Annotated in this window: 8 protein-coding genes; 1 reads left to right on the plus strand and 7 read right to left on the minus strand. The window is 76.1% G+C overall.

The window, feature by feature from the left end; all coding sequences use genetic code 11:
- Positions 1 to 227: 227 nt before the first annotated feature.
- The 6 genes from BLU95_RS13675 to BLU95_RS13700 all read right to left on the minus strand — a co-directional run bounded on the left by BLU95_RS13675 (position 228) and on the right by BLU95_RS13700 (position 9,632).
- Complete coding sequence (locus BLU95_RS13675) at positions 228 to 1,874, minus strand: RNA polymerase sigma factor (protein ID WP_286158629.1); 1,647 nt, start codon at positions 1,872 to 1,874, stop codon at positions 228 to 230.
- 713 nt (positions 1,875 to 2,587) lie between these two features.
- Complete coding sequence (locus BLU95_RS13680; protein WP_093860259.1) at positions 2,588 to 3,520, minus strand: FadR/GntR family transcriptional regulator; 933 nt, start codon at positions 3,518 to 3,520, stop codon at positions 2,588 to 2,590.
- A gap of 109 nt (positions 3,521 to 3,629) precedes the next feature.
- Complete coding sequence (locus tag BLU95_RS13685) at positions 3,630 to 4,544, minus strand: hypothetical protein (RefSeq protein WP_159424883.1); 915 nt, start codon at positions 4,542 to 4,544, stop codon at positions 3,630 to 3,632.
- 3 nt (positions 4,545 to 4,547) lie between these two features.
- A complete protein-coding gene (locus BLU95_RS43285; protein ID WP_107452551.1) occupies positions 4,548 to 6,281 on the minus strand; it encodes an ATP-binding cassette domain-containing protein in 1,734 nt (577 codons plus the stop codon).
- A gap of 299 nt (positions 6,282 to 6,580) precedes the next feature.
- Positions 6,581 to 7,339, minus strand: a complete 759-nt coding sequence (locus tag BLU95_RS13695) for an NUDIX hydrolase (RefSeq protein WP_093864863.1) — start codon at positions 7,337 to 7,339, stop codon at positions 6,581 to 6,583.
- 160 nt (positions 7,340 to 7,499) lie between these two features.
- Positions 7,500 to 9,632, minus strand: a complete 2,133-nt coding sequence (locus BLU95_RS13700) for an amylo-alpha-1,6-glucosidase (protein ID WP_093864864.1) — start codon at positions 9,630 to 9,632, stop codon at positions 7,500 to 7,502.
- A 689-nt stretch (positions 9,633 to 10,321) separates the two neighbouring features.
- On the opposite strand from BLU95_RS13700, the gene BLU95_RS13710 reads away from it, so the two are divergent.
- Positions 10,322 to 11,638: an alpha/beta fold hydrolase gene (locus BLU95_RS13710; protein WP_093860262.1), complete on the plus strand. Its 1,317-nt coding sequence runs from the start codon at positions 10,322 to 10,324 to the stop codon at positions 11,636 to 11,638.
- A gap of 157 nt (positions 11,639 to 11,795) precedes the next feature.
- On the opposite strand, the gene BLU95_RS13715 is transcribed toward BLU95_RS13710, so the two are convergent.
- A complete protein-coding gene (locus tag BLU95_RS13715) occupies positions 11,796 to 13,340 on the minus strand; it encodes a DUF4192 domain-containing protein (RefSeq protein ID WP_093860263.1) in 1,545 nt (514 codons plus the stop codon).
- Between the last annotated feature and the right edge of the window lie 217 nt (positions 13,341 to 13,557).

Genomic DNA, 13,557 nt, shown 5'->3' on the forward strand with positions numbered 1-13,557 from the left:
CGGACGGTCCGGGGTGGGCGGCACCGTGTCTCCAGGTGGCTCGGCAGCAGGCAACCGGCACAGCGTAGGTGACCGGCCACGTTCCGCGACCGCTCGGCGGCGCACCGCCACCCGGACGAGCGACAACGGCCACCCGGACGGTGACGTCCACCCCTCCCGAACAGCCGGAAGGCCCGGAGCGCGAAGCCCCGGGCCTTCCGGTCGGACCGTTGGTGCCGAACCGTCGATCAGTCCAGGTAGTCGCGCAGCACCTGGGAGCGCGACGGGTGACGCAGCTTGGACATGGTCTTCGACTCGATCTGGCGGATGCGCTCACGGGTGACCCCGTACACCTTGCCGATCTCGTCGAGCGTCTTCGGCTGACCGTCCGTCAGGCCGAAGCGCATCGAGACCACGCCCGCCTCGCGCTCGGACAGGGTGTCCAGGACCGAGTGCAGCTGCTCCTGGAGCAGGGTGAAGGAGACCGCGTCGGCCGGGACGACCGCCTCGGAGTCCTCGATGAGGTCACCGAACTCGCTGTCGCCGTCCTCGCCGAGCGGGGTGTGCAGCGAGATGGGCTCGCGACCGTACTTCTGGACCTCGATGACCTTCTCGGGGGTCATGTCGAGTTCCTTGGCCAGCTCCTCCGGGGTGGGCTCGCGGCCCAGGTCCTGGAGCATCTGGCGCTGGACGCGGGCCAGCTTGTTGATGACCTCGACCATGTGCACCGGGATACGGATGGTGCGGGCCTGGTCGGCCATCGCTCGGGTGATCGCCTGGCGGATCCACCAGGTCGCGTAGGTGGAGAACTTGTAGCCCTTGGTGTAGTCGAACTTCTCGACCGCACGGATCAGACCGAGGTTGCCCTCCTGGATGAGGTCCAGGAAGAGCATGCCGCGACCGGTGTAGCGCTTGGCCAGCGAGACCACCAGGCGGAGGTTGGCCTCCAGCAGGTGGTTCTTGGCCCGGCGGCCGTCCTCGGCGATGATCTCCAGCTCGCGCTTGAGCTTGGGAGCGAGCTTGTCGGCGGCCGAGAGCTTGTCCTCGGCGAACAGGCCGGCCTCGATCCGCTTGGCGAGCTCGACCTCCTGCTCGGCGTTGAGCAGCGGGACCTTGCCGATCTGCTTCAGGTAGTCCTTGACCGGGTCGGCGGTGGCACCGGCGACGGCGACCTGCTGGGCCGGGGCGTCGTCCTCGTCGTCGTCGGAGAGGACGAAGCCCTCCGACTCCTCCTCCGGGGCGTCGCCCTCGGCGGCGGGCTTGTCACCGGGCAGGGCGACGTCCTCGAGGATCTCCTCCTCGCCGAGGGCCTCCTCCTCGCCGGCCTTGCCCGCGGTCTTGGCGGTGGTGGTCTTCTTGGCGGCGGCCTTCTTGGCCGGCGCCGCGGTCTTCTTGGCGACGGCCTTCTTGGCCACGGCCTTCTTGGCGACGGCCGCCTTCACCTCGGTGCCGACGGTCGCCCCCTCGACGGTGATCTCGGCAGACACGGTGCTGACCGGCGCGGCGGCGGCCGCGACCGTCGGCGTGGAGACGGGCGCACCGGGCGCGATGCGCACGGGCGGCTTGGTCGGGGCCGACGGAGCGGCCGGGTTCCGGGTGGTGACCGCCTTGGTCGCGGTGCGCTTGGCGGGGCTCTTGGCAGCAACGCTCTTGCGCTTGGCGCCGGCCGGTTCGGCCGCGCTGACCATGAGGTCCACCCCCTCCTCAATCAGAACCTGGTTGAGGCTGCGCATGACGTTCTTCCACTTGGTGACCGGGATCTGGTCCGCCTCGAACGCCTGGCGTACGTCGTCACCGGCGATCTGCCCCTGGGCCTTGCCCCGCTCGATGAGCGCCAGCAGAGCCGCGGACTCGGCGATCTCGGGGGGAAGCGAACGGGATGTGCTGGCCGACACGAACAACCTCTCGGACGATGAGTGGACTCGAACCCGTACCGGCCGCCCGAGCGGGCGGGGAAGGAGATCGCGCGTCGGGCACGCGGTGTCGATTCCGACCGACTCGGGTTTGAGGTCTGGGTTTGCAGGACGGCAGCAGCGCCGCGGACCAACACAGCATTCTGACACGTTGGACTATTCCGGAGCTGCTCCCGCTCAGGAGACATCGCTGCTGCTCGTCAAGTGTTACGCATGGCCTTCGTGTCGCGGGTCACACCGGTGGGCGGCCGCGGCCCGGGGCCGACCTCCATCATCCCCCACCCGCGACCGAACCATTCACCATGGACACGCCATTCTGCTGTTCGGCGGGTGCGGACCGGTTCCGAACCCCCCTCGAACCACCGCCGGACCGACGCCGGACCGCCGCCGGACCGCCGCCGGGAGACCCCTTCCGCCCCCTCCGTCTCCTTTTCGCCTTCCGTTTCCTCCGTTTCCTCCGCCCCCTCCGTCCCTCCGCTCCGTGCGACCGTGCCGCACCTGCGCTCCGCGCGGCCCCGGACGTGCGGAGACCCCCCGGCCGCACCGTGGCGGCAGCCGGGGGGCCGGGGTCGGGAGGGGGAATTCGGGAGGCCGCGGAGGAGTCGCGGGCGTCGGACCACGACGGGGCGGGTCGGGAGCGGGTCGGGAGCGGGTCGCGGGACGGGGCGGCGGTGTGCGGTCGCCGAACGGTCCGCTCAGTGCTCCCGGGGCGCCGGAACGGACGGCTCGATCTCGGGGTGGACGGTGAGCAGCGCCCGCATCGTGTTCTCGGCGGCACTGCCGTCGCCGGAACCGAGCGCCTCCACCAGTCGGGCGTGCATCCCGACCGAGGCCTCCGAGGGCCGCTCGCAGGCGGTGGCCGGCCCGCCGGACACCTGGAGCGCGCAGGCGACGATCCCGGAGAGGTGCTCCAGCATCCGGTTGCCGGCGAGCTGCAGGATGAGCACGTGCAGCTCGGCGTCGGCCCGGGCGTAGGTGGCGAGGTCCGCCTGGGCGCAGGCGTGACCCAGGATCTCGATCAGCTCGGCCAGCCGCTGCTGGACGTCCTCCCGGCCGTGGCCGGAGGCCAACCGGGAGGCCAGCGGCTCGATCGCCCAGCGCAGCTCGAACAGCTCCCGGCGCTGCTCGTCGCGCTGCGGGCCGAAGGCGCGCCACTCGATGATGTCCGGGTCCAGGAGGTTCCAGTCGCTGACCGGACGGACCCGGGTGCCGACGTTGGGGCGGGCGCTGACCAGGCCCTTGGCCTCCAGCACGCGCAGCGACTCGCGGACGACGGTGCGGGAGACCTCGAACCGCTGGCCGATCTCCTCCGGGACGAGCGGGCGGTCGGCGCCGAGGTCGCCGGAGACGATCATCTGGCCCAACTGCTGGACCAGCTGGCCGTGCAGGCCTCGGCCCCGGCTGCTGGTGGTCTTGCGGCCGACCCGGGCGAGGTCCGACTCGGCGCCCTCCCAGCGAGGGGCCGGCGGGACGGGCCGGTCGGCGTAGGAGTAGCGGTCCAGGTCGGCGGAGCCGGGAATGGCCCCATCGGCGGAACGGGCGGGGGTCATGGTGGGGTGCGCAAGGGTACTCACAGCTCCTTTGTCGGCGATCGGCGGGCACAGCTTGAGAATTCTCGTGAAAAGCACACGAAAGGGTGATCGCCCGTGACTGGATAATTGACTTCTTATCAGGGCGAACCACTCATTACGGTCACCCTTGGTCGATCTTCGCGAACCGCCCCGGGCCGCCGCCGGTTCAGAACGCCCGGCGCCGGGCCTGCACCACCAGGGTGACCAGCAGCAACACCAGTACCGGCGTCGCCACGGCGGCCAGCAGCGCCGGATCGGTCAGGGCCGGAGCCGAGGACACGCCCCTCGCCGCCCGGCCGACCCCGCCGTACACCCATCCGTACGCCCACTCGATCCCCGACGGGAACGGCAGCAGTTCCGCCGCCCGGGCCGGCCAGGGCTTCCCGCTCTGCCGCAGCACCAGCGCCACGACGGACTCCAGCAGTGGCGGCAGCGCGCAGAGCAGCAGTACCCCGGCGGTAGCACTGCGGGTCAGCGCGGCGGTCAGGACCCCGGTCCAGCCCGCCACGACCACCAGCAGCACGAAGGCCAGCAGCGCCGTCGGCGCCCCCTGGCCGGCCAGCAGGGCCAGCGGCGCCGCCACCGTCGGCAGCACGTCGAGCCCGCCGGGACCGGACGGGGCCAGCGCCTCCGCGACCCGGACGGACAGCGCGGCGTGGTCCGACCAGGCCGCCACCGTCACCCCGGCGGGCAGCGCGAAGTGCACGGTCACCGCGTCGACCAGCAGCGTGACCAGGGCGAGCAGCGCCGCGAGGGCACCGGTCACCGCCAGCTTGGCCGTCAGCAGCCGGACCCGGCGCGGGTAGGACACCTGCGAGGCGGCCAGCCCCCGGTGCCGCACCTCGTGGCCGTACGCGAGCGCGCCCAGCACGCCGGCGCCCAGCGCCGCGAACGGCAGCGGCACCAGCGGCACCGCCGCCGTCAGCAGCCGCACCGCGGCCGCGCCGCCGAGGGTCCGGTCCCCCACCTGGCCCGCCAGCACGCCGGCGACCACGGCGTCGCAGAGCACCACGAGCCCGAGCAGCAGCCAGGTCGAACGCAGGCCGCGCACCCGGCGCAGCTCATAAGCCAGAACTCGCACGGTTCACTCGCTCCGAAGGTCGGAAGGGCCGGAGGGGCCGGAGGGGCTTGAGGGGCCAGAAGGGCCAGTGGGGCCGGAAGAGGCGGTGGGGTCAGCGGTGACGGGGACGACGGGCCCGGTCGGATCCGTCCCGGCCGGGTCCGCATCCGCTGAGGCCGACCGGTCGGGCGCGGGCCGCTCGGCCCGGTCGGACTGCGAGCGGGTGACGCGGCCCAGGCGGACGGTGTCGTCGCTCAGCAGTCCGTCGGCCGCCTTCCCCGGGTGCTCGTGGGCCTCGGCCTTCGACGCGGGAACGGGGGCCACCGCCGAGCGTGCCAGGCCGGTCAGTCCCTCGCGGAAGAGCCGGTCCACCGCTACGACCGGCGAGGTCTCGTCCTCCCGCCGCCCGCCGCCGCGTCGGGCGGTCCCTCCGGTCCCGGTCCCGCCGGCCCTGTCGAGGACCCCGGTCGCCCCGGTCGCCCCGGCCGCTTCGGCCGCCTGCCGGGTGACGGCCCGGGCGCCGCGGCGGGGACCCGGCGCGGCGGACGCGGCCACGGCCGACGAGCCACCGGCCGGGGGCGCCGCGACCGGCAGGGCGAGGGTGGGTGCGGGCTCCAGGTCCCGGGCGGCGGCCGTCACCCGGGGCCGCGCCACCGGCATCGCCAGCGTCCGGTCGGCCTCTCCGGCCCGCTCTGCCTGCTCTGCCTGCCTGGCCCGCCCGGCCTGTTCGACCTGCTCGACCTGCTCGGTCGTCACCGCGTCCTCGGGCGCCGGCGCGTCCGTCGGCGCCGCCGGGGCGACCGGGGCATCTGCTTCTCGGGGCGTCCGGGGGCGGCCCGGGCCGCTCGCGACCACCCGCAGGTCCGCCCGGGGGGCCGGCCGCTCGACGACCCGGTCGGCGAGTTCGTGCAACAGGATGCCGTGGCGGTAGGCGAGTTCACCGATCTCGGTCCGGCCGACGCCGGACACCGCGAGCTCGGTCCCCCCGTCCCGCCGGACCTGCGCCCCCTGACCGGCCAGCAGATCGGCGAGCCGGGCCATCTGAGGACCCCGCACCGCGACCTCCGGGCTGAGCCGGGTGCGCCGGAAGTCCGTCACCGACTGGTCCGCCGCCATCCGTCCCCGGTCCAGGGTCACCACCCGGTCGGCCAGCTGCGAGGCCTCCTGCGGGGTGCGGGTGGTGACCAGGACCGTGCCCCCGTCCGCGGCGAAGGACCGCAGGAAGGCGTGGAACCACTCCACATTGCGCGGCGAGAGCCCTTCGGTGGGCGCGTCCAGGAGCAGCGTTCCGGGCTCGCCGAGCAGCGCGGCCGCCAGGGCGAGCCGCCGGTGCATGCCCGGTGAGTAGGTGCGCAGGCGCTGCTCGGCGACGGCCGCGAGCCTGGTCCGCTCCAGGAGTTCGTCCGCCCGCCGGGCGGGCGCGCCGACCGCGGCGGCCAGCATCCTGAGGTGCCCCCGGGCCTTCCGGCCGGGGTGTCCGGCGAGGTCGGCCGCCCCGGAGGCGTCGCCCGGTCCCGACAGGAGCACCCCGACCTCGCGCTCCGGCCGGCGCAGCCGACGGTAGGTGCGACCGTCGAAGAGGGTGACTCCCCGGCCCCGTTCGAGTTCCAGCATCAGCCGCAGCGCGGTCGACTTGCCGGCCCCCTCGGGGCCCAGCAGGGCCGTCACCGCGCCCGGGCGGGCCTCGAAGGTCAGGTCCAGCAGCACCGGGGGGCCTCCTCCCCGGTGCACCTTGGTCAGTCCGGTGATCTGGATCATCGCTGGCTGCTCCCATGCCCTCGGCCGACCTGGTCCGCGGCGCGCCGGGTCGCACCCGCACGGTTCCGCGCCAGCACATTAGGGGGCCGTGGTGGAGATTCCGGGCATTGCGGGAGCGCCACGGGCCGACCGCCCGCACACCTCACCCGATCAGGGGACAATCCGATCCTGCGACCGAGACGCACCGTCCGCGGCGGGCCGGGCCGGGGCCGACGAGGAGCAACAGGGGCCGGGGTGGCGTCCGGCTGGGTGTCCGGCCCCACCGGGGACCGCGGCCGGCCCCGCGACGAGCGGGCGGCTCAGGACTCCGGACGCAGCATCGGCGGATTGAGCACACTGGCCCCGCCGGAGGTGAACAGCTGGGCCGGGCGCCCGCCCTGGCGCGTCGTGGTACCACCGGAGGGCAGCAGGAAGCCCGGGGTCCCGGTGACCTTGCGGTGGAAGTTCCGCGGGTCCAGCACCACGCCCCACACCGCCTCGTAGACACGGCGCAGCTCGCCGACGGTGAACTCGGTCGCACAGAACGCCGTCGCCAGCGAGGAGTACTCGATCTTGGAACGGGCGCGTTCCACCCCGTCCGCCAGGATCAGCCCGTGGTCGAAGGCGAGCGGGACACCGTCGGCGCCGTCCGGCCCGAGGAGTTCGGTGACCGGGGCCCACCGGGCGCCGCTGGCGTCGCCGCCCGCGCGCGGGGTCGGCAGGTCGGGCGCGAGCACCAGGTAGGCCACGCTGACCACCCGCATCCGCGGGTCGCGCTGGGGGTGTCCGTAGGTGGCGAGCTGTTCCAGGTGGGCGCCGGCGGCACCGGGCCCGGCCGCGTCGTGCCCGGGAGCGGTGGGGGCCCGCAGGCCGGTCTCCTCGGCCAGCTCCCGCGAGGCCGCCTCGGCGAGGCCCTCGTCGGGGCGGACGAAACCGCCCGGCAGTGCCCAGTAGCCCTGGTAGGGCGGCTCGCCCCGGCGGACCAGCAGGGCACAGAGCGCGTGCTCGCGCACCGTCAGCACGACCAGGTCGACCGTGACTGCGAACGGGGGGAAGGCCGACGGGTCATAACGCGACATGGCGACGATCATAGTCGTCTCTCTGACGATAAGCACAGGCCCGCGTACGGACCGTGCTGCGACCGCCCCCGCGACCCTGCGGCCCCGGCCCTCCGCCGCGCCGGCCCGGTGCGGGCCGGGCCGGGCCGGGCCGGGGGCGCCAGCGGTGGGAGTGGCGACGTCAGCGGGCCACCAGCTGGAGTTCCGCGGACGCCTCCTCGACCATCGCCACGCCGATCCGGCTGACCCGTACCGAGAAGGGCTCACCGGCGACCCGCAGTCCGGTCAGCTCCAGCTCCCCGAGCGGCGCGGTGCTGGCCGGGCGGACCAGCACCCGACCACCGGGGACGTCCGGCCGGACCCCGGCGAGCGCGAACACCGCGTGCGCGGCCCCGGCGGACGAGACCGCGGCCGGCCGGCAGGCTCCCGGATGCGGGACCGGCGGGGAGCCGGGCGTCCACTGCTCCCCCGCGTACATCTCGGGCAGCCGTCCCTCGAAGTGGGCCGCCGCCGCGAGCAGCCCCTCCAGCAGCGCCCCCGCCTCGTTCTCGTGGCCGGCCTCGGCGAGCCCGGCGACCGCGAGCGCGGTCTCGTGGACGCGCACCGCCCCGCTGCGGTGGCCGAGCGGGTTGAACCGGGGGGACTTGGCGCTGAGCGTGCGCAGCCCCCAGCCGCTGTCCAGCTCGGGCGCCGCCAGCCGCTGGGCGAGCAGCCTGGTCTGCTCGCGGTCCAGCAGGGTCTCGTGGCGGCCGCCGTCGGCGGCGAGGCCGGGGTCGAACAGGTGGACCAGGGAGGCGGCCACCGCGGGCAGCGGCTGCCCGCCCGGGGCGAGCCCGGCGGCCGGGCGCCCGCCGGACAGGTCGTCCAGCCAGAACCGCTCGCGGAACCGGCCGCGCAGGGCGGCCGCCCAGCCCTGCCACTCCTCGGCGCCGGGCCGGCCGAAGGCCGCCAGCAGGTCGGCCCCGTGCAGGGCCGCCCGGTGCGCCTGGGCCTGGACCTCGGCCCTGGCCGGCACCGGGTGGGCGGCGCGCTCCTCGGCCGGGCGGCTCAGGTCGGTGACGAAGCCGTCCACCAGGCCCTCGCGCAGCGCGCCGAGCGCCCGCTCGGCGGCCGGGAGGAGTTCGGCGACCTCCGCCCGGGGCAGGCCCCACCGCCAGGCCTCGGCCAGCACGGTCACGAACAGCAGGGTGGCCTCGGTGGCGGTGCAGGTCGGCGGCAGCTCGGGACCGCCGTGCCGCAGCGCGCCGGGCAGCAGCCCGTCCGGGCGACGGCCGCCCTGACCGGGCCCGCCCGCCCCGGCGGCGGACTGCTGCTGACGACGGGCCAGGGCGCGCAGGGTGCCGGCGGCCAGCCGGGTGCCGAGCGGCAGGGTCAGCCGGGCCGCCCAGAGCGCGTCGGCCGGGGCCAGGCCGAAGCGCCAGGGCGCGCCGGAGGCCAGGTACAGGTCGGTCGGCCGGTCCGGGTCGGCGAACAGCAGACCCCCCAGGGAGTCCAGGGAGCGCGACACCAGCAGGGCCACCCGCGGGTCGTCGCAGCGCACCTCGGGCTCGGCCCAGGGCAGCGGGACACCGGGGCCGCGACCGCCGGGCGGGCGCGGGGCGGGCACCGTGCTCTCCAGCTCGGCCCGGAGTTCGACCGACCAGCGCGCGCCCGGCTGGACGTCGAGGTCCCAGCGCAGCACACCGGCGCCGGCCAGCACGGCGTGCGGCGACGGCTGGGCACTGACCGTGGCGCTGTGCGTCGGCCCCGCCCAGCGCAGCCCCGCGGACTGGACCTGGCCGGGCAGGTCCGGGGAGCGGTGGCCGGCGGCGATCTCGGCGACCGGACCGAGATCGGTGGCGAGCGCGATCTCCAGCGGCAGGCGGGCCGGACGGCCACCGGCGTTGCGCACGGTGACGGTCTCCACGCCGTCGGCGTGCCGCAGCCGCTCGACGGTGAGCGCCGGGTCCGGGTCGAGGTCGCCGGGGAGGCGGACGGCCCCCAGGAACCGGGCCTGGGCCGCCGTGGTCAGGGTGCCCTGGAGCGGGAGCGGTTCGATCCCGCCGAGCCGCAGCTCCATCCGGGCCACCACTCGGACGCCGGAGCGGTAGAAGCCGTGCAGGCCGTGCCCGCGCAGCTGGCCGTCGGAGTCCGAGGCGGCCATCGCCGGCGCCTTCACACACAGCACCGCGTGGTGGACCGCGGCCGGCTGCGGGCGCGGGGGCGCGGACCTGGCCGGACCACCTGGACCGGCCGGGTGGGCCTGGTCCGGCCGGCCCGCCGGTCTCGGCGCGCCGACCACACTCTCGGCCGGTGCGGCCTGTGGCGGCCTCATCGCGGTCACCGGACTCTCCTCCCCTCGGCGGTCCGGTGGCCGGTCAGGCCGATGGGCCGCGAGCATGCTCGATCGCGTGCTGGTTCCGGACCGGCGGAACCCCCGCCGGTCTGTGCCGTGTCTGGCCGTACCCGGTGCCGGGCCGTGCCATGCGGTGCCGGGTACCCGGTCGGTACCCGTCCCGCGTCGTTGGTCCCCGGGCGTTCTCGCGCCCGGAGGCCCCCGCCTCCCCGTTGCCCGGTCGGGCCCGACGGTCCGACCGCACTCCGCCGCCGGCCCCGGAACCGGTGCCCCGTCCTGCCCCGGCGACGGCCGGACCGAGGCCCGTTCCGCACCCCGTCCGGCGGCGCCGTCACCGGTGCCGGGTCGGGTCCCGGTCCGCCCCGTCCGGGGCGGTGACGCCCGGGCGCAGGGCCCCCGGGGTCAACGCCGGACACCGGTCACAGGTCACGCCCGCCGGGCGTCCGAGGCCCGCCCGGTGCGCCGCGACCGCGCGCTGCCCGCCGGGGCCGCCGATCCGTGGTCCCGGCCCGGCCGCACGGTCCGCCGGGTGGGCGGTCGCGGGCGGCCGCCGCCGGAGGCGGCCCCGGGCCGCGGCCAGGATACGGTGCGGGGGTCGCGGCGCCGCCACCGGCAACCCCGGGCGGAGCCGACGCGACCGCTGTGACCAGCAGAGACCGAGGAGTTGTATGTCGACCGCCAGCCGGCTGCCCGGGATTGCCTTCACCGACCACGTCTTCCAGGTGCCGCTCGACCACGCCGCCCCGCAGGGCGAGCAGATCGAGGTGTACGCCCGCGAGGTGGTGGCCTCGGGCCGGACCGGGGACACCGACCTGCCCTGGCTGCTCTTCCTCCAGGGCGGACCGGGGGGCAAGGCCGGCCGGCCGCTCGGCCGGGACGGCTGGCTGGAGCGCGCGCTCGACGACCACCGGGTGCTCCTGCTCGACCAGCGCGGCACCGGGCGGTCCACGCCCGCGACCCGGCAGACGCTGGCCCGGCGGGGCGGGGCCAAGGAACAGGCCGAGTACCTGGCGCACTTCCGCGCCGACTCGATCGTGCGGGACGCCGAACTGATCCGCCGCCGGCTGCTCGGCGGGGACCGCCGCTGGAGCGTGCTCGGTCAGAGCTTCGGCGGCTTCTGCACCCTCACCTACCTCTCGATCGCTCCCGAGGGACTGGACCGGGCTTTCGTCACCGGCGGCCTGGCCGGTCTGCGCAGCTCCGCCGCCGACGTCTACCGGGCCGCGTACCCGCGGGTCGTCGGCAAGAACGAGGACCACTACGCGCGGTTCCCGCAGGACGTCGACGCGGTGCGGCGGATCGCCGGGCACCTCGCCGGGACCCCGGCCACCCTGCCCGACGGCGGGCTGCTCACTGTCGAGGCGTTCCAGGCCCTCGGGATGCTGCTCGGCACCGGCAGCGGCTCCGGCACCCTCCACTACCTGCTCGAGGAGGCCTGGGTGGAGGGTGTGGAAGGCCCCGAGCTCTCCGACACCTTCCTCGCCGGCGTCCAGGCGCAGCTGTCCTTCGCCCAGGGCCCGCTCTACGCCGTCCTGCACGAGTCGATCTACGGCCAGCGATCGGTGGACCCGGCCGGGACCGCCTGGGCGGCCGAGCGGGTGCGCGCGGAGTTCCCGGAGTTCGACGCCCGCGCCGCGCTGGAGTCGGGTGCGCCGGTGCTGTTCACCGGGGAGATGATCTACCCCTGGCTGTTCGACACCGACCCGGCGCTGCGCCCGCTGAAGGAGACCGCCGAACTGCTCGCCGCCCGCACCGACTGGCCGGACCTGTACGACCCGGCCGTGCTCGCCGCCAACGAGGTGCCGGTGTTCGCGGCGGTGTACCACGACGACATGTACGTCGACACCGCCGACTCGCTGGAGACCGCGCGAGCCGTGCGGGGGGTGCGGACCTGGATCACCAACGAGTGGGAGCACGACGGCCTCCGGGTCAGCGGGGGCAAGGTACTGGACCGGCTGATCGCGATGGCACGCGGCGAGGTGTAGCGCGCCCGCACCCCGGGCCGCCCGGCGGTTCCCCGGCCGGCCGTCGGGCCGACGGTCGGGGCGGCCGGCCGGACGGCCGGGGAACCGCCCCGGCGCCGGGCCGGTGGTGCGGCGGCGGGGGCGGCGTTCGACCGCCCAGGCCGGGCCGCCCCGGAGGTCATCGCGCACGGTGCTGCCCCCGCTGCGCTGCGCCCGTGCCCCGGCGCCCGGGGACCCCGGGCAGGACGGCCGCCGCCCCGCGCGCCGGACCGGGGACCCGTGCCCGGCAGAGCTCGCCCCGCCCGACACCGTCCGGTCCGGCCGGGCTGCCGGGCGGCTCCGCCCGGTCGGCGGTGTCGGAAGCGGGGGCGGCGGACCCCGGCGGGGTCTCGACGGGCGGCGAGCCCGCCACCGGGCGACCGCGCCGCCGTCGGCCCCGGCGGGCCTTCCCCCGCGCCGGAGCTCCCGCCGCCGCGCCCCCGGGCCCGGGCTCCGCACCGTCTCCGCCCGCCCGGTCGGGTCCGGGAGCGGAACCGGGCGCACCACCGAGGTCCGGCCCGGGGGACGACTCCGGAGCCTCCTCCGCGGCCTCGGCCTCCGCCCGCTCCCGCTCGGTGCGGCGGTGGCGCTCCTCCTCGATGCTCGCCAGCAGCACCTCCGGCGCGAACCCGCCGTTCATCGACTCGTAGAGCAACTGCGCGAGCAGGTAGCCGGGGGCCCGGCGGAGCGTGTGGCCGAGCACCACCCGCGCGGTCGCGGCGTCCCCCGCGACCCACGACACCCAGGCCAGCAGGGTGAGCGGCGGGGCGGCGAGACGCTCGTGGGGCGCGACGCAGCGGGTGGCCAGGAAGGCCCACAGCCGCCGGGCGGCCGCGAGCTCGGCCGGCCGGGCGTACTCGGCGGCGCGGTCCCGCAGGACCCGGTCCTGCAGCGCCAGCAGCAACCGGGCCGCCCGGTCGTCGTCGAGCGAGGCCGCCCCGGCCACGAACTCGGCGACGGCCGCGTCGACCAGCCGGGCGCCCTCCCGCCGGTCGAGCGGCCGCCGCCCGCCCGGAGCGGCTCCCGGTCCGGCCCCGGCCCGGGCCAGCGCCGCCCGCGCGGACTCCGCCCCGGGCGGGCCGATCGGGGCCAGCCCGGCCAGGATCTCCTTGCGACTGCCGCGCGGCGCCAGACCGGCGACGGTCGCCGCGACCGCGACCGGGCCGGGCCCGGGCTCGCGCCGGACCGGGTGTCCCCCCGGCGCGCAGCAGCCCTCCCGGGTGCAGAGGTAGGACCACCAGCGGCCCCCCGAGACGCAGAGCGACTCCTTGACCCGCACGCCGCGGCTCTCGAAGGACTGCCGCAAGCGCTCGGCGAGCGGCCTCAGCCGCTCCGCCACCGGCGGGCCGTGCTCCCGGCCCGGCCCCCGCACGGCCGGGTCCTGGCAGAGGTAGAGGAGCACCTGGACCGGCCGCTGGTCCTGCCGCTCGGAGAGCCGGACCATGAGGGCGGCCGTCTCCTCAGCGGCGGACGGCCACTCGGCCGCGGACTCGGGGATGTCCAGCCGGATCACCCCGCCCTGGTGCAGGCCGGGCGGCTGCAGCCCGACGGCGACGATGCTGTCGTCCGGGAAGAAGCCGAGGAGGTAGGGCAGCGCCTCGGCCATGTCGGCCGGGCCCCGCATGGTGAGCGAACGGCCACCGGGGCCCTCGCCGAAGGGAAGCGCGATGTGTGCGTCGGTCATGGCCCGAAGGCTGTCCCAATTTCCCGGGACCCTCGGAAAATTCTTCGGAATCTGTGGATAAACCCGGCCTGTGAATAACTCCTCCCTCGTTCGGCGTACGGCCGCGCCACTCGCCCGAGGGAAAAATGACGGCCGTTCAGCAGAAGAACGGATGAAATACCTCCGGACTTCGCCCGCTCCTCGCCCATCGCCGTTCGCCCGCTGTCGGTCCCTCGGG

The sequence above is a fragment of the Streptomyces sp. TLI_053 genome, assembly GCF_900105395.1.
Classification (GTDB): Bacteria; Actinomycetota; Actinomycetes; order Streptomycetales; family Streptomycetaceae; genus Kitasatospora.

Excerpts from the sequence above, each read along its gene's own strand:
- BLU95_RS43285 (WP_107452551.1), bottom strand. The coding sequence starts at position 6,281 with ATGATCCAGATCACCGGACTGACCAAGGTGCACCGGGGAGGAGGCCCC.
- BLU95_RS13695 (WP_093864863.1), bottom strand. The coding sequence starts at position 7,339 with ATGTCGCGTTATGACCCGTCGGCCTTCCCCCCGTTCGCAGTCACGGTC.
- BLU95_RS13700 (WP_093864864.1), bottom strand. The coding sequence starts at position 9,632 with ATGAGGCCGCCACAGGCCGCACCGGCCGAGAGTGTGGTCGGCGCGCCG.
- BLU95_RS13710 (WP_093860262.1), top strand. The coding sequence starts at position 10,322 with ATGTCGACCGCCAGCCGGCTGCCCGGGATTGCCTTCACCGACCACGTC.
- BLU95_RS13715 (WP_093860263.1), bottom strand. The coding sequence starts at position 13,340 with ATGACCGACGCACACATCGCGCTTCCCTTCGGCGAGGGCCCCGGTGGC.